The sequence below is a fragment of the Campylobacter concisus genome (assembly GCF_015229965.1).
Taxonomy (GTDB): domain Bacteria; phylum Campylobacterota; class Campylobacteria; order Campylobacterales; family Campylobacteraceae; genus Campylobacter_A; species Campylobacter_A concisus_BD.
In genome coordinates, this window is record NZ_JAAKZB010000001.1 from 105,433 (window position 1) to 120,898 (window position 15,466).

Below are 15,466 nucleotides of genomic sequence, written 5' to 3' on the forward strand. Positions count from 1 at the left end.
ACGCTCTTTAGTGAAAATCTCTAACTATCTCGCAAGCCTCTTTAAGGCCTAGTTTGCAAGCTTTTTTAAGCTCTTTTTCTGCCAGCTTTTTATCCTTTTTTGTCCCTATACCATGATAGTAAAAGTATGCAAGATGTTTGCACCCACTTGCGCTATCTAGCCTGCACGCTTTGTTGTAGTATCTAAACGCCACTTCATCATCTTTTTCTACGCCAAGTGCGTCGTCGTAAAGGCTGGCTAGGTTATTACAAGCATCGGCAAAGTCAAGCTTGCAAGCTTTAAAATAGAGCTTGTTAGCCTTTTCATACTCTTTTTGCTCTTGATATAAGCTCGCTAGGTTGTAGCAAGAGATGCTAAAGTCGCTATCACAAGCCTTTTTGTAAAGCTTTACCGCTTCTTTGTAGTCGCGCTTTACGCCTGGGGTGTTGTGGTATAAAACCGCTAGGTTGTAGCATCCTTCATAGAAATTTTGCTCGCAAACTTCTTTGTAAATTTTTGCAGCCTTTTTGTAGTCTCTTTTTACGCCGCTGCCGTTATTATATAAAACTGCGATGTTAAAACAGCTTTGTATAAAAGCTAGATCGCAACCCTTTTTAAAAGCTTCTAAAGCCATTTTGTATTCTTTCATCTCTTGATACTCAACACCAAGGTTGTGACAGGCAAATTTATTGCTCTCATCGCAAGCTTTGTTAAGAATTTCTAGTGATTTTCCCGCGTCTTTTTTTACGCCAAGTCCGCTTTTATAAAACTCAGCCAGATAGATGCATGCGTCTAAATTTTTAACCTCGCACTCACTTTTGTAAATTCCAAATAGCCTTTTATACTCATCATCGCTGTATCTGCGGCTAAAATCAATGCAGTTATCCTCGATATTGCAGCTATTTGCTTGAGGGATTTTGATCTTTGGATTTGTTGTTAAGGCTATTAAATTTAGTGTTAAAAATATTAGTAAAACTATCTTTTTCATAGAAATTTTCTTTATAAATTTTGTTGTTATTTTATAAAATTTAGTTTTAAAATGCGAGCAAGCAGTTAAATTTATAAAAGCAAAAACGCCTCTTTAAATTTAAATTTTTAAATTTTTGCTAACATTTTGGCTTTTATTAAGGTAAAAATTTGACATTTAACTACGTTTTTAAACTATCCATTCCTATCTTTATGGGCTATTTTCCGCTTGGTGTCGCCTTTGGCGTGCTGGCAAAGAGCATGGGAGTGAGTGCATTTATCGCCATGGCGCTTAGCATGCTTGGATACGGCGGAGCAGCGCAGTTTATGATGCTCTCACTTTTTAGCGTCGGCACGAGCTATGTTGAGGTCTTTATCGTGAGCTACCTTGTAAATTTGCGCCACACTTTTTATGGAATTTCACTTTTAAAAGAGTATAGCGGGATCAAATTTAGGCTTTTAAACATCGCTTTGCTAACAGATGAGACCTTTTCGATATTTAAAAATTTAGGGCTAAAAGATGCAATGGATCGCAGTTTTGTCTTTACCTGGCTAAATCTCTTATCTTGGTCTTACTGGGCGGCTGGGACGCTACTTGGAGCGATACTTGGTGACTTTATCAAGGCCGATACAAGGGGACTTGAGTTTAGTTTGACCTCGCTTTTTATAGTGGTCGTCATCGAGATGTTTAAAAATGATAAAAACTACCGTGTGCTCTTTGCGGCGGTCTTTTTTGGCGTGCTTGGAGTGAGCCTGTTTCCAGCTAAATTTGTGCTTGTTGGCTCGATGGCGCTTTGTTTTATATTTTTGCTTTTGTTTAAGGATAAAATTTGATAAGTGTAAGCTCAAGCGAGATGGTGCTTTTTGTAGCGGTGCTTTTAAGCGCACTAGCTACTTTTATAACGAGGGCGACGCCATTTTATGCGTTAAGAAACTATAAGCCAAATCCTTATTTAGACGCCATTGAGAAGCACATGGGTATGATGATAATGGTCGTTTTGGTCTGCTACGGGCTAAAAGATACGAAATTTAGCGAGTTTCCATATGGCTTAAGTGAGATAGTGGCGGTTTTTACGGCTGTTTTGGTGCATTTGAAATTCAAAAATGCCCTTCTTAGCATAGTTGTCTCAACCGGAATTTATATGCTTATGATAAGAATTTTTTAAATAAATATAAATTTTAAAAATTAATAAATTTTTTAAATATATGACGTTATAATGCTCTAGCAAATTTTAATGCAAAGGAGTTAAAATGCGTTTAATCTTTAAGGCGGTGTTGCTCATGATTTTAGGTACTACTTTGGCGGTTGCTAAGCCAACCATCTACATCCTAGCTACTGGTGGAACGATAGCTGGAAGCGGCTCAGGTTCGCTTGATTCAAGCTATACTTCTGGAACTGTTACGGTCGATAAACTAATAGCAGCCGTGCCAGATATCAACAAGATCGCTACCATAAAAGGCGAGCAAATTTCAAATATCGGCTCACAAGATATGAACAACGAAGTTTGGCTTAAGCTTGCAAATAGGATCAATGAACTTCTAAACAGCGGCAAAGCTGATGGTATCGTCGTTACTCACGGCACAGACACTATGGAGGAGACAGCTTACTTCTTAAATTTAGTCGTTAAAAGCGACAAACCAGTTGTGCTTGTAGGTGCGATGAGAAATAGCGGCTCACTAAGTGCTGATGGCCCACTAAATTTATTTAACGCTGTAAATGTAGCTATCAGCAAAGATAGCGTAGGCAAGGGCGTTGTAGTCACTATGAATGACGAAATTCACGCTGGTAGAGAGGTAACAAAAACTAACACAACAGGCGTTGATACATTTAAATCACCAAACAGCGGCAAGATCGGCACAGTCTTTTATGGCAACGTAAAATACTATATGAATCCGATCAGAAAACACACAGCAAGCTCAGCTTTTGACCTAACTGGCGTAAAAGAGCTTCCAAGAGTTGATATCATCTACTCTCACGCAAATGACAACCCTGACTTTGTAAATGTGGCTGTTAAAAACGGCGCAAAAGGCATCGTTAGCGCTGGTCTAGGCAACGGCAACCCTTACTTTAGCGTGTTAGAGGCTCTTGGTGAGGCTTCAAAAGCTGGCGTAGTGGTAGTTCGTGACTCACGTGTGGGAAGTGGCGAGACAACTATGAATGGCGAAGTTGATGACGCAAAATACGGCTTTTTAACAAGCGACAACCTAAACGCTCAAAAAGCTAGAGTGCTTTTGATGCTTGCTCTTACAAAAACAAGCGACAAAGCTAAAATTCAAGAGTTTTTCTTAACTCACTAAGCTTAATTTTAGCGGAGATATCGCGAATGCTTTTAAGTGAGCTTTGATTTTTCTCATTTAGTAGAAAAATTATGCGTAACATTTAAAATCATCTCACGATATCCGCTCATGGCGGATCTATTAAATTTATAGCTCCGCCCTCTCTTTTTTCAAATTCACATTAAATTTTAAGGCTCTAAAATGGGGATTGTTGCGCACTACTATGCCTACTCGCAAGATGATATAGAAAAGATCAAAAATGGCGGCGGCGGCGAGCTTTTGGACGAATACGACTTGAATAATTTGTGGGACGCCATGTGTAAGATGCTAACTGGTAAAAATTTCAAGCAGAGGCTTAAGGCTGGTGATATTTTTAGCTCAAATGAGCCTTTTAGCTGGGCTATTTTTGGGCGAAGTGCCTTAAATGAAGAGCTAAGCGAGATGATCTCTTACACAAATGCCGCGGATGTAAAAGAGGTGGCTGAGACGTTGAAAAATGTTGATATTAGCGCATTTTTAGCAAAGATAAATTTAAAAGAATTTGCTAGCTCAAAGACATATCCTGATATCTTTGGGCGGCAGAGCGAATTTGAAGATATAAAGGCGAGTTTAAAAGAGCACTTCGCTGGGCTTTTAAGCTTTTACCAAAATGCCGCTGACAAAGGGCTTGGCGTGCTGATAGTAATAGGCTAAATTTCTAAATTTTTAGTGGGCTATTTTGTGGTTTAAATTTAGTCAGCTTTTGTGGCAAATAAATTTATAGAGCGCCTTTATATCAAAAGCTAAATTTATGTAAAAACATACTTGATAAATTTGCCATTTAGCCTGCGAAACAGATACAAAATCGCCTTTGTTTTTGCACCAAATTTATTAAATTTATATGCCTAGCACCAAAAGTCAAATTTTTCACGTCCAAAAGCAGGCTAAATTTGCCAATAAAGCGCTCTTTATCATAAATTTATAGATTTTGATTTAGCATTTCATTAAAATTTCAAGGCATCTAATGAATTTCTTGCTATTTTTTATCACCCTTGCGCCCATCTCGATGATGCCAGGCATCAACATGACTTATGCGATGAGCGTTGGCATGAGCCTTGGCTACAAACACTCGTTTTTCGTGATGGCTGGGCAGCTTTTAGCGATTGCTTTTGTATCGTTTAGCTGCATGCTTGGTGTGGGCGCAGTGCTACATCACTTTGAGTACGCATTTAAGGTGCTAAATATCATCGCAGGCCTTTATATGCTCTATCTTGGCGTGATGCTATTTTTTGGCAAGGGCGAGCTTAGCATCACAAATGTCTCAAATTTGCCAAGCAAAAAGCAGATGTTTATAAATGGCCTCATCGTTAGCGTTTCAAACCCAAAGGCGTGGATATTTTTCTCAGCCTTGCTACCTACATTTTTGGACAAAGACGCCCCATTTAGCCTCACTCGCATGTGCGTTATCACCGTAACGCTCGTTTTCATCGAGTTTTGCGCGCTAAATATCTACGCACTTGGCGGAGCTATGCTAAAGAAATTTTTACAAACGCACCTAAGGCTACTTGAAATTTGCACCGCCATCATCGTCTGCACGATCGGCGTGTTCTTGCTTTTTAGATAAATTTATCCCCCTTTTATCTAGCTTGGTTAAAATTTGTCCAGTTTGCACTACATTTTTAGCAAAAGGATAAGAGATGAAAAAATTTCTATTTATATTTACAAATCAGCCATATAGCGGCACAGACAACGCTTACAACGCACTAAGGCTAGCTAAAACGCTAAAAGAAAAAGGCGAAGAGGTTAGAATTTTTCTAATGAACGATGCGGTCGACCTTGCGCGAAATAGCACCAAAAAGCCGGAAAACTACGACGTAGATCTAGTAGCGATGCTAAAAGAGCTTTACGCTGGTGGTGCGATGCTGAAGGTTTGTGGTAGCTGCCAAACAAGGTGCGGTTTGCATGTGGGAGAGCCTTATTTTGAGGCTGAGGTGAAAGGTAGCATGGATATCTTGTCCGAGTGGGTGAGAGAGTGCGATCAGGTGATGACATTTTAGAGCAAAAAGGAGAATTTATGAGTTTGACATTTAGTGTAAAAAATAAAAAGAAGCTACTTGGCGGATACGCAAAGGCGCTAAGTGAGCGTGAAATTTCAGCTCTTGTTGAGGGGCTTTTCTTTTTTAACAGCGAGCAAGAGGAGCCAAGCGCAAATGAGCTTGGCGCTGACGTGATGATAGCAGGTGTGTGGCAAAAGAGCGTTCGTGGCTTTGAGCTAAACTACGAAGATGGCTGTTATATCGTGCGTGTTTATACTCCAAGTGGCGTTGGCGACTGGCAGATCGCGCTCGAGCTACTCTCAAAGCTCTCGGCTCAAACTGGCTCAAAAATAGAGTGCGACAACGAAAAAATTTATGATAGCGAGCAAATTTTAAAATTTGACTATGAGGCTGACATCATGTGGGGGCTTGAAGCTCTAAAAGACGCAAAAGAGAAAAATCAAACGCTTTACATCTCTGGCGTGGAGCGAGACGTGGCGTTTGACGCGGTTATGGTAGATGAAATTTTTGCAAGTGCCAGTCCTGCGGCTAAATTTGATGAGATGATGAGACAGGTTCAGTATCTTGACGCATACAGCGCAAAAGAGCATCTCTATCAAGATAAAGACGGCAACGAAATTCTTGGCACATATACACTTAGTGAAAATTTACCGACCATCTTGCCTTATGCTCCATCTCCGTCGTGGCAGGCACAAGAGGCGCTTGGGGATCGCAAGGTCTCACGCTGGGTGCTTACGCTAGTTGTGGGCGTGGATGATAGTGACGCGCATGTGCTTGATGAGTGTGAATATGGAGCATTTATGGCAAATTTACCAAAAGAAAAATACCATTTCATCGACGCTGCAAACGTGCTTGTTGAGCCACTTAGTGAAGATGAGATGAAAGAAATTTTACAAAAGGCCAAGGCATAAATTTGGAGTTTTAAAGGCTAGTATTAAAATTTTCTTTATAAATATTTTTAGTCAAATTTTCATAATTAAGTTTTATTTTATGCGTAATTGACGTATAATTTACGCCAAGAAATTCAAAAAAGGAGCAAACAATGAAAGAAATTTCTAGGCGAAATTTTATGAAAATGGGTGCTACTGGTGCATTGGCGCTTGCTGCTAGCAGCGCAAATGCTGGAGTTTTAGAGGCGAAAGATATTAAATTTGACGAAGAGTATGACGTCATCGTCATAGGCACAGGCTTTGCAGGCTCGATGGCTACTTTGCAAGCGCTAAAACGCGGTAAAAAAGTGCTAATGATCGAGAAAATGGGACGAAGTGGTGGCAACTCAGTCATAAATGCTGGCAATATGGCTGTCCCAAATAATGAATTTCAAAAAGCAGCAGGCATAAAAGATAGCAAAGAAGCATTTATCGCTGACTGCCTAAAAGATGGTCAAAATTTAAACCATGTCGATCTGCTTGAAGTCATCTATGACCGTGCAAATGACGCTTTTGAATACCTAAAAACGCTTGGCGTTGAATTTACTGGCAAGGTGATCTCAGCGAGCGGTCACTCTATAAAACGTGCTGTTCAGTCTAAAAACACAAGTGGCGCAGGATACGTTTTGCCTATGCACGATGCGATCGATAAAAATCCAAATGCCGTGACAAAAAGAAGGACTAAATTTGATGATTTTATCATCGATGAAAATGGCAGGGTTGTTGGCATAAAATGCAGGGAGGATTATAGATTTGATCATCAGCTTGCAAATGATGATAAAGAGAATAAAACTGGCACGCCAAAATGCTTTAAAGCAAAAGATGGCGTCATCCTAGCCGCAGGAGGCTTTAGCTCTGATAAGTGGTTTAGGATGCAGCAAGTGCCGTATCTAAAAGACAATATCGAGACAGTTAGCCAGCCAGGCGCAACCTCTGGAGCACTAGTAGCTGCGATGAAGCTTGGAGCAAACCCTATCCAACTTAGCTGGATCCAGCTAAATCCATACACAAACCCAACTGAAAGAGGCTTTGGCACATCTGCACTTTTTACAAATCACTGCGCAAATGACTACGGCCTAAGCGTCAATCCAAAAACAGGCAAACGCTTTATGAACGAGCATGCAGGTCGTAAGGTAAAGAGCGATGCAATCTTTGCTTGTATGGCGCAAAGCGATAAAAACGATAACTATCCAGTAAATATCTGCGATCAAGCAGCCGTTGATGCAAACAATATCGCTTATACAAAAAAGGGCGTTGAAGAGGGCTCTATAAAGAAATTTAACACACTTGAAGAGCTTGCAAAAGCTTATAATATCCCGCTTGAGCCATTTTTGGAGACTATTAAAAATTTCAACGAATATGTCAAAAATGAAAAAGATCCTGAGTTTGGCAAACCTTTGACAAAAGCTGATGTAAATGGCATTGGCATTACAAAAGCCCCATTTTACGCGAGTGAGACTACGCCAAAGATCCTTTACTGCATGGGCGGTGTCGAGATAAATACAAAAGCGCAAGTCATAAACGCAACTACTCACGAGCCTATCGCAGGTCTTTACGCAGCTGGCGAGATCACTGGTGGCGTGCATGGAGCAAGCCGTCTTGGCACGATGAGCATGGCTGATTGTATGGTATTTGGCATGGTTGCTGGAGAGAATATCTAATTTATTTTTATTTAAATTTAGCGGTTTAAATGCCGCTAAATTTAGCTTGCAAGAGCGCTTTTGATTATTTATTTAGCTTCTTTTGGTTAAAATCAGCCCAAATTTACAAAAACTAAAGGTTAAAAATGAAACAAGGCAAAGTTTGGAAATTTGGCGATAATATCGACACCGACATCATCATCGCCGCAAGATATTTAAACACTTCAGACGAAAAAGAGCTAGCAAAACACATCATGGAAGACGCCGATCCTAAATTTAGCTCAAAAATAGCAAAAGGCGACATCATCGTAGCTGGCGAAAATTTTGGCTGCGGTAGCTCAAGAGAGCACGCCCCATTAGCGCTAAAAGAGGCTGGCATAGCGGCTGTTGTGGCTAAAAGCTTTGCGAGGATTTTTTATAGAAACAGCTTTAACACAGGGCTTTTGATACTTGAGATAAAAGAAACTGACGAGATAAACGAGGGCGACACGCTAAAGATCGACGTAGATAACGGCGTCATCGTAAATGAAAGCACAAAAAAAGAGTATAAATTTAACGCTATCCCGCCATTTATGCAAGAGCTTTTAAACGCTGGCGGCCTTATAGAGTACGCAAAAGCGAAGATGAACTAAGGGGCGGCGATGAAAAACTATAAAATTTGCGTTATAAAAGGCGATGGCATCGGCCCTGAGATCATCGACGAGGCGATAAAGGTTTTAGACGTAGTTAGTGCCGAGTTTGGTATCAAATTTGAGTACGACTACAAGCTTATGGGTGGTGCAGCATACGACGTTTTTGGCGAGCCACTGCCAGATGAGACGCTAAGCTCAGCGCTTAGTAGCGACGCTGTGCTTTTTGGAGCGATCGGCGGCGAGAAATGGGACAGCCTGCCAAGACACTTAAGGCCAGAGAGCGGGCTTTTAAAGATCAGAAAAGAGCTAGAAGCTTATGCAAATTTACGCCCAGCCATCATCTTTGACGAGCTAGTGGATGCTAGCACGCTAAAGCCAGATGTGCTAAAAGGCGTTGATTTTGTCGTGGTTCGCGAGCTAACTGGTGGGCTTTATTTTGGACAGCCACGTGAAAAAGGCGAAGATAGAGCGTTTAATACGATGATTTATTCTAAATTTGAGATCGAGCGCATCGCAAAGATCGCCTTTGAGACGGCTATGCTTCGCAAGAAAAAGGTCTGCATGGTCGATAAGGCAAATGTCCTTGAGACAAGCCAGCTTTGGCGCGAGGTGACTAGCGAAGTGGCAAAGGGCTATCCTGAAGTAGAGCTTAGCTTTATGTACGTCGATAACGCAGCGATGCAGCTAGTAAGAGCGCCAGCAAATTTTGACGTCATACTGACTGAAAATTTATTTGGCGACATTTTAAGTGACGAGGCAAGTATGGTTTGTGGCTCGATAGGACTTTTACCAAGTGCTAGCATGGGCGGTAAAGTGGGAATTTATGAGCCTATCCACGGCTCAGCGCCAGACATCGCAGGGCAGGGCATAGCAAATCCGATCGCGACCATTTTAAGCGCAGCGATGATGCTAAGATACGCATTTGGCGAGAGCGAAGCAGCGGACGCGATAGAAAGTGCCGTAAAAACAGCGCTTGCAAAGGGATATAGAACAAAAGATATCGCCGCTTTTAACGCAGTTGAAATTTGCTCAACAAGCGAGATAGGCGACGTTATAGCAGGATTTATCAAAAATGAAAAACACAATCACTGAAGCACTGATCTACGAGGCTCAAGGGCTAAAAGACGATGCGCTTGAAATTTATAAAAATATCTTAAAGCAAGACCCATCAAACAAGGACGCCCTTAGCGCGATAAACCGCCTGAGCGGACTTCGCAAGGAGCGCGTGATAAAAAACGAGCAGATGAAAGAGTTTTTTATCAGGATGAAAAGTGACGAAGAGATAAATGAATTTAAAAGGTGGTTGATAAGATTATGAAGCTTGATGATATCGCTAGGATGGCTATTAGTGAGGTTAGCGCCGAGCTTGAAAAGATAGAGGCACTGCAAAACAAAAAGCAAGAAGAGCTTGAAAGGGAGAATTTAAAAAAAGAGCTTTTGGCTATGGAGGCTAGTGAGCAAGAGGCGGCTGATGAGCCAGAGCTTGAAGCAAGTGAGCAAATCGAACCAGAGCCAAAGATAGCGCAAATTTCGCCAAAGAACAGGGAGATAAGCGAGGAGGAAATTTTCTTATCAAACCTTGCTGAGCGCATCGAGGTGCTTTTTGAAGGGCTTAAACAAACTAACGAGCAAGACCTTGGCCAAAGGCTCGAGCTAACGACTAAATTTTTAGAATTTACCCTTGCAAACATCGAAAATAGACTACAAAATCTCTCAAAATAATAAATTTGAGGCAAAAACTGGTACAAGCATTTACAAAAATAGCGAGCTAGACTTCTTTAGATCGCTATTTGCTCCATTTAGCAAGCGTGTCTATCTAGTCGGTGGCTGCGTGAGAGATGCGCTTTTGGGACGAGAAATTTATGACTTCGACATCGAAGTTTATGACATCGAGCCTCTCAAATTTGACGAGCTGATGGCTGTCATAAAGGCTAGTGGTGTTGGCAAAAGCTACTTCATCTACAAATACAAAAACTACGATCTTGGTCTGCCACGAAGCGAGAGTAAGACGGGAAATTCGCACAAAGACTTTGCCGTAAGCTACATAAATGATCCAAGCCTTGCAAGCCTTAGGCGTGATTTTACGGTAAATGCCATGATGATGAATATCTTTAACGGCGAAATTTTAGACTTTCATGGCGGCAAAAAGGACCTTGAAAGCAAGACACTAAGGCACATCGATAGTGAGAAATTTAAAGAAGATCCGCTAAGGGTGCTGCGTGGCGTGCAGTTTAGCGCAAGGCTTGGCTTTAGCTTAGCTGACGAGACGCTAGAGCTTATGAAAACGCTTGATTTAGCGCATCTAAGCCGTGATAGGATAAATACCGAGCTCATTAAATTTTTTAGGGCAAAGGAGCTTGAAAAAGGGGCGTTTTATCTTTTTAAGCTCTCTCTTTTTGAGCAAATTTTTGGCGTTCAAATTCGCAAGAATGATGAGTTTTTGAGCGAACTTAAGAGTGCTAGAAATTTCGTGGATGATGAGCGGCTATTTTTATATATGCTTTTTGGTAAATTTGAGCTTGACGCAAAGGAAATTTTAGAGAAAATGCGCCTGCCAAAGAGCTACTTTTCTATCTTGAAAGAGCCCTATTTTAAAGATATGCCAAGTGACAATGAGCTACTAGAAATTGCTCTAAATATGCCACTAAAATCATGGCTAGGAGCTTATAGCAAAGAGCGCATAGAGCGCGCAAAAGAGCTTGGAGTTTATGAAGCTAAATTTGACGCAAAGGTCGATATGAGCGAGATCTTATCGGCTGGCTTTAAAAATGAGATGATCGCCGCTGAGATAAAACGAAGGCAGTTGCTTGCTATCACAAAGCACCTTGAAACTCTTGCAAAACGCTAAATTTATAGATAAATAAAATTTAAATTTTAAAACTCTTAAAAGCCCATTTTGGCTAAAATGAGCCAGTTTATAACACTTTTTAAGGCAAGAAAAACTTATGTTTAACATAGTCCTAGTCCATCCTCAGATACCGCAAAACACCGGAGCTATCGGCAGAATGTGCGTAAATGCAAATTTAAAGCTTCACATCGTTAAGCCAACCGTGTTTGACCTGAGCGAAAAGGCTGTTAGACGTGCTGGGCTTGATTATTGGAAAATCTTAAAGCCACAAATTTGGCAGAGCCTAGATGAATTTTTGGAGGCAAATTTAAGCCACAAAGAGCGATTTTTCTTTGCTACGACTAAGACAAATAGACTTTACTACGACGCTAAATTTGAGCCAGGAGATTTTATATTTTTTGGGGGAGAGAGCACTGGATTGCCAAGGGAATTTATGGATATAAATTTCAAAAATGCCATAACGATCCCAATGGGAAAAGAGGGCAGGAGCTTAAATTTAGCTATGAGTGCTGGCATCATCGCGTATGAGGCGATCAGGCAAAACATCTCTAAATTTGACTTTAGGAGCGAGGTTTGAGAGCGCTCTTTGCGTTAGTCTTTGCCGTTTTGATGGCGTTTGCTAGCGAGATAAGCATCGCAACTTATAACGTGCAAAATTTATTTGACTGCAAGGACGATGGCAGCGAATATCCTGACTTTAAATCTAGCACTTCAAAGTGGGATTGCGAGGCGGCCAGCTCAAAACTAAAAAGAACAAGGCAGGTTATAGACGCCATAGATACCGACATCATCGCACTTGAAGAGGTCGAAAACGAGCAGGTTTTAAAGGCTTTGGTCGGTGGCAGCGAGTATAAATTTATAGCCTTTAGCAAGGCAAAAAACTCTCCAGTTGGGCTAGCTCTTGTGTCAAAAATAAAGCCAAGTGGCAGTGAAATTTTTGAAGTGCCAAATGTAAAAACTAGAAACATTTTAAAGGTTGTTTTTGAGGTGGAGGGTAAGAAATTTAGCGTTTTTGTTAATCACTTCCCAGCTTATAAAAACGGCATAAATATGCAAAAAAAGGCCGAAAGAACGCTAAGAGCAGCTCTTATTGATGAACAAAACGCCATTGTTTTGGGTGATTTTAACTCACCTTATGGGCAAAAATCCATCTTAAACGATATCATCGCAACTCGTGGATATTACGATCTTTATAGCTTTTTAGCTCCAAAAGATAGATACTCTCATGCAGTCCATGGCAAAAAGCGAGCCATTGATCACGTTTTGCTCTCGCCTAGCTTTATAGCAAATGGCGATCTAAGCTACGTTGATGGCAGTTTTGAAGTCTTTAAGCCAAGCTTTGTGCTTGATGAGCATGGTTTTGCAAAGAGCGATCTTTATTCAGACCACTTTGCGCTTAAATTTAAAATCTCAACCAAACCAAGTCCTGTTAAATCAAACGAAAATTTAAAAAAAGAAGCTAAAAAAGTAGATGATCAAAACTATAAAAAAGCTGACATAGAGACGCTTTTTGAGCATCCTGAGGATGTGCCAGTACTAGTTGAAAGAGCTGTTGTCATCTTAAAAGATAAGCATGGCTTTATCATCTCAAAAAATCGCCGTGGAATTTACGTTTATGATCCTAAAAATAGCGTCGGCGTGGGCGATGAGCTTGACATTTTGGTTAGGCGAGTGAAATTTTACAAAGAGGCGCTTGAAGTAAGCTCTTATGAGATCATAAATGAGCATGGCACAAGAGATGTGAGCGAAAATTTACTTGATAGCTCAAAGTTAAGCATTGCAAGAAGCGGCGATGTGATCGCTAAAATTTCAGGCAGGCTAGAGGGTGGCTACTTGCATACGCCACATGGTAAGATCAGAGTTTATAGCAAAAAAAGACTAAAAGATGGTGAGTATAGCTTTGAGCGGGCGAGGGTGAAAATTTATAAAAACGAAAAAGAGATCGTTGTGGAGTAGATGGTGCAAATTTTAGATATTTTTATGATCGCAGCGTTTGTTTTGTTTGTGATATTTATGATAAGAGGTGTCATTTTGCAGGCGCAAGAGAAGGAGAGAGCAAGAGAGATGATAAGAGAAAAAAGAGAAAATTTTAATAAAAAGAGTGAGATATGAAAGAGTTGTTACTAGAGATCGGAGTCGAGGAGCTTCCAGCGATACCATTTTTAAGGGAGCTGCCAAACATCAACGCTAAATGGCAGGCTGTGCTTGAAAAATACAACATCACAAGCGAGTTTAAATTTTATTTCACGCCGCGTCGTTTGGTCTTTTTCCATGAGAAATTCCCGCAGGCTCAACCAGATAGCGTGGCTAGCTTCGTTGGTGCGCCAAAGCAAGTAGCGCTAAAAGACGGAGCTTTCACAAAAGCAGCACTTAGCTTTGCAAATAAATGTGGCATAAGTGAGAGCGAGCTTAAATTTAAAGAGATAGACGGCAAAGATGTGCTTTACTATGAAAAAGAGGTGAAGGGCGAGCCGGTTGCTAAGATAATGGGCGACATGGTCGAGGAGTTTTTAAAGAGCCTTAGCTTTGGTAAGTCTATGCGTTGGGGCAACGGCGAATTTGAGTTTATCCGCCCGATAAGATCATTTTTATGCTTGCTTGGTGATGAGGTCATTAAATTTAACAAATTTGGCGTAGAGAGCAGTAACTCTACCTATCCTCACAGAAGCATCAGCTACGACAAGATAAAAATTTCAAATATAAAAGAGTATTTTGATGGCTCAAAGAGCCGTGGCGTCGTGCTTGAAGCGGACGAGAGAGAAAAAATAATCCTTGATGAGTTTGAAAAGATCAGCCAAAAAAGCGGGCTAAAGATCGAGATAGATAAAGACTTGCTAGCTGAAGTCGTGGCGATCACTGAGTATCCAACAGCGCTTCTTGGCTCGTTTGAAGAGGAGTTTTTGGAGGTGCCAAGCGAGGTCATTATCACATCGATGAAAGAAAATCAGCGCTACTTCCCAGTCTTTAAAGATGGCAAGCTAGCAAATGGCTTTGTGGTCGTTAGCAACGCCATAACGCAAGACTACTCACTCATCATCAAGGGCAATGAAAAGGTGCTAAGAGCAAGGCTAAGCGATGCGATGTTCTTTTGGCAAAGCGACCTTAAGGCAGAATTTAGTCCAGAAAAACTAAAAAATATAACCTACCTAAAAGAGCTTGGAAGCATCTATGAAAAAGAGCTTAGAGAGCTAAAAGTGGCTAAAAAACTTGCTGGCAACTATGGTGAGCTACTTAAAAAAGAGGCTGGTGAGTACGGGGCTAAGCTAGAGCGAGCTGTGATGCTAAGTAAGGCTGATCTTACAACTCAGATGGTTTATGAATTTACCGAGCTTCAAGGCGTCATGGGTGCTTACTACGCAAAGGCTAAAAATGAGGATGAAAACGTCGTTTTGGCTATAAAAGAGCAGTATTTACCAGACGGCGAGGAGGCGCAGTGTCCAAGCAAGGTCTTTAGCTCGGTTGTGGCGCTTTCAAATAAGCTTGATACGCTAATGGGACTTTTTAGCATCGGTAAAATCCCAAGCGGCACGAAAGACCCATACGCTCTAAGACGCGCGGCAAATGGCGTGATAAAGATCGTTTTGGCGCATAGTTTGAAATTTAACGTAAAAGAAATTTTAGAAGATATCGCAAAAGAGTATAAAAAATTTGATGTTGAAGTGCTTATAAATTTCATCCTTGATAGGCTCTATACCTTCTTTGATGCAAACGCTTCTATCGTAAAAGCGTGCATAAAAAGCGGCGAAAAGGACATCCTGGAGCTAACTAAGATGATAGAGGCGCTTGCTAAAATTTCAAGTGAGCCAAATTTTAGAGAGAATTTCTCGACATTTAAGCGCCTTGCAAACATTATAAAAGATGATAAATTTAGCAAGGTCGATGAGAGCCTCTTTGAGATAGATGCTGAAAAGGCATTAAATGACGCGTTTAAAGCTGTCGATGAGAGCCTAGCATACGAGCCAAGGCTAAAAGCGCTATTTGCACTAAAGCCGCAGATAGATGAGTTTTTTGACAAAGTTATGATAAACGTTGAAAACGAGAAAGTGCGAAATAACCGCGTCGCAATCATCGGTCAAATTTATAGCGAGATACTAAAAGTAGCCGATATAAAAGAGATCAGCTTTTAAATTTACGCCAGCCTCGGGCTTTGCCTAGGCTG

General features: G+C 40.9%; 18 protein-coding genes. 17 read left to right on the plus strand and 1 reads right to left on the minus strand.

What is annotated here, in order from left to right; all coding sequences use genetic code 11:
- Window positions 1-7: 7 nt before the first annotated feature.
- The gene (locus G6W43_RS00570) at window positions 8-967 is read right to left on the minus strand and encodes an SEL1-like repeat protein (protein ID WP_194168900.1); all 960 of its coding nucleotides are present in this window, start codon (window positions 965-967) and stop codon (window positions 8-10) included.
- Between the two features lie 149 nt (window positions 968-1,116).
- Between G6W43_RS00570 and G6W43_RS00575 the strand changes: the two genes are divergently transcribed.
- The 17 genes from G6W43_RS00575 to glyS all read left to right on the plus strand — a co-directional run bounded on the left by G6W43_RS00575 (window position 1,117) and on the right by glyS (window position 15,434).
- Window positions 1,117-1,779, plus strand: a complete 663-nt coding sequence (locus G6W43_RS00575; RefSeq protein ID WP_194168901.1) for an AzlC family ABC transporter permease — start codon at window positions 1,117-1,119, stop codon at window positions 1,777-1,779.
- Window positions 1,776-2,111, plus strand: coding sequence for a branched-chain amino acid transporter permease (locus G6W43_RS00580; RefSeq protein WP_194168902.1), 336 nt, complete (start codon window positions 1,776-1,778; stop codon window positions 2,109-2,111). Before G6W43_RS00575 ends, G6W43_RS00580 begins: the two co-directional genes overlap by 4 nt.
- An 85-nt stretch (window positions 2,112-2,196) precedes the next feature.
- On the plus strand, window positions 2,197-3,243 hold the full coding sequence (locus tag G6W43_RS00585; RefSeq protein ID WP_035160651.1) for a type II asparaginase: 1,047 nt from the start codon (window positions 2,197-2,199) through the stop codon (window positions 3,241-3,243).
- A 180-nt stretch (window positions 3,244-3,423) separates the two neighbouring features.
- Entirely contained in the window at window positions 3,424-3,915 is a 492-nt protein-coding gene (locus G6W43_RS00590) for a DUF1877 family protein (protein WP_103617175.1), read from the plus strand.
- A gap of 310 nt (window positions 3,916-4,225) precedes the next feature.
- A complete protein-coding gene (locus tag G6W43_RS00595; protein WP_194168903.1) occupies window positions 4,226-4,825 on the plus strand; it encodes a LysE family translocator in 600 nt (199 codons plus the stop codon).
- A 73-nt stretch (window positions 4,826-4,898) separates the two neighbouring features.
- A complete protein-coding gene (locus G6W43_RS00600) occupies window positions 4,899-5,258 on the plus strand; it encodes a DsrE/DsrF/TusD sulfur relay family protein (protein WP_103617173.1) in 360 nt (119 codons plus the stop codon).
- A gap of 17 nt (window positions 5,259-5,275) precedes the next feature.
- Window positions 5,276-6,169: a DUF4299 family protein gene (locus G6W43_RS00605; RefSeq protein WP_103617172.1), complete on the plus strand. Its 894-nt coding sequence runs from the start codon at window positions 5,276-5,278 to the stop codon at window positions 6,167-6,169.
- Window positions 6,170-6,300: 131 nt separating this feature from the next.
- Window positions 6,301-7,848, plus strand: coding sequence for a flavocytochrome c (locus G6W43_RS00610; RefSeq protein WP_021092276.1), 1,548 nt, complete (start codon window positions 6,301-6,303; stop codon window positions 7,846-7,848).
- Window positions 7,849-7,973: 125 nt separating this feature from the next.
- On the plus strand, window positions 7,974-8,459 hold the full coding sequence (locus tag G6W43_RS00615) for a 3-isopropylmalate dehydratase small subunit (RefSeq protein ID WP_002941843.1): 486 nt from the start codon (window positions 7,974-7,976) through the stop codon (window positions 8,457-8,459).
- Window positions 8,460-8,468: 9 nt separating this feature from the next.
- Window positions 8,469-9,551 (plus strand): 3-isopropylmalate dehydrogenase, encoded by a 1,083-nt coding sequence (gene leuB / locus G6W43_RS00620; protein WP_149711811.1) that lies wholly within the window; start codon window positions 8,469-8,471, stop codon window positions 9,549-9,551.
- Window positions 9,532-9,777, plus strand: a complete 246-nt coding sequence (locus tag G6W43_RS00625; protein ID WP_002941772.1) for a hypothetical protein — start codon at window positions 9,532-9,534, stop codon at window positions 9,775-9,777. Before leuB ends, G6W43_RS00625 begins: the two co-directional genes overlap by 20 nt.
- Window positions 9,774-10,181: a CiaD-like domain-containing protein gene (locus G6W43_RS00630; protein WP_194168904.1), complete on the plus strand. Its 408-nt coding sequence runs from the start codon at window positions 9,774-9,776 to the stop codon at window positions 10,179-10,181. Before G6W43_RS00625 ends, G6W43_RS00630 begins: the two co-directional genes overlap by 4 nt.
- Window positions 10,141-11,307: a CCA tRNA nucleotidyltransferase gene (locus tag G6W43_RS00635; protein WP_194168905.1), complete on the plus strand. Its 1,167-nt coding sequence runs from the start codon at window positions 10,141-10,143 to the stop codon at window positions 11,305-11,307. The genes G6W43_RS00630 and G6W43_RS00635 overlap by 41 nt, the downstream gene beginning before the upstream one ends.
- Before the next feature lie 97 nt (window positions 11,308-11,404).
- A complete protein-coding gene (locus G6W43_RS00640) occupies window positions 11,405-11,884 on the plus strand; it encodes a tRNA (cytidine(34)-2'-O)-methyltransferase (RefSeq protein WP_021085887.1) in 480 nt (159 codons plus the stop codon).
- The gene (locus G6W43_RS00645) at window positions 11,881-13,263 is read left to right on the plus strand and encodes an endonuclease/exonuclease/phosphatase family protein (protein WP_194168906.1); all 1,383 of its coding nucleotides are present in this window, start codon (window positions 11,881-11,883) and stop codon (window positions 13,261-13,263) included. Before G6W43_RS00640 ends, G6W43_RS00645 begins: the two co-directional genes overlap by 4 nt.
- Window positions 13,264-13,266: 3 nt before the next feature.
- Window positions 13,267-13,419: a hypothetical protein gene (locus G6W43_RS00650; RefSeq protein WP_162141601.1), complete on the plus strand. Its 153-nt coding sequence runs from the start codon at window positions 13,267-13,269 to the stop codon at window positions 13,417-13,419.
- Window positions 13,416-15,434, plus strand: a complete 2,019-nt coding sequence (gene glyS, locus G6W43_RS00655) for a glycine--tRNA ligase subunit beta (protein ID WP_194168907.1) — start codon at window positions 13,416-13,418, stop codon at window positions 15,432-15,434. Before G6W43_RS00650 ends, glyS begins: the two co-directional genes overlap by 4 nt.
- Window positions 15,435-15,466: the final 32 nt, after the last annotated feature.

Coding starts and splice junctions, on each gene's coding strand:
- G6W43_RS00570 (WP_194168900.1), bottom strand. CDS start 967: ATGAAAAAGATAGTTTTACTAATATTTTTAACACTAAATTTAATAGCC.
- G6W43_RS00585 (WP_035160651.1), top strand. CDS start 2,197: ATGCGTTTAATCTTTAAGGCGGTGTTGCTCATGATTTTAGGTACTACT.
- G6W43_RS00590 (WP_103617175.1), top strand. CDS start 3,424: ATGGGGATTGTTGCGCACTACTATGCCTACTCGCAAGATGATATAGAA.
- G6W43_RS00595 (WP_194168903.1), top strand. CDS start 4,226: ATGAATTTCTTGCTATTTTTTATCACCCTTGCGCCCATCTCGATGATG.
- G6W43_RS00600 (WP_103617173.1), top strand. CDS start 4,899: ATGAAAAAATTTCTATTTATATTTACAAATCAGCCATATAGCGGCACA.
- G6W43_RS00605 (WP_103617172.1), top strand. CDS start 5,276: ATGAGTTTGACATTTAGTGTAAAAAATAAAAAGAAGCTACTTGGCGGA.
- G6W43_RS00610 (WP_021092276.1), top strand. CDS start 6,301: ATGAAAGAAATTTCTAGGCGAAATTTTATGAAAATGGGTGCTACTGGT.
- G6W43_RS00615 (WP_002941843.1), top strand. CDS start 7,974: ATGAAACAAGGCAAAGTTTGGAAATTTGGCGATAATATCGACACCGAC.
- leuB (WP_149711811.1), top strand. CDS start 8,469: ATGAAAAACTATAAAATTTGCGTTATAAAAGGCGATGGCATCGGCCCT.
- G6W43_RS00625 (WP_002941772.1), top strand. CDS start 9,532: ATGAAAAACACAATCACTGAAGCACTGATCTACGAGGCTCAAGGGCTA.
- G6W43_RS00630 (WP_194168904.1), top strand. CDS start 9,774: ATGAAGCTTGATGATATCGCTAGGATGGCTATTAGTGAGGTTAGCGCC.
- G6W43_RS00640 (WP_021085887.1), top strand. CDS start 11,405: ATGTTTAACATAGTCCTAGTCCATCCTCAGATACCGCAAAACACCGGA.
- glyS (WP_194168907.1), top strand. CDS start 13,416: ATGAAAGAGTTGTTACTAGAGATCGGAGTCGAGGAGCTTCCAGCGATA.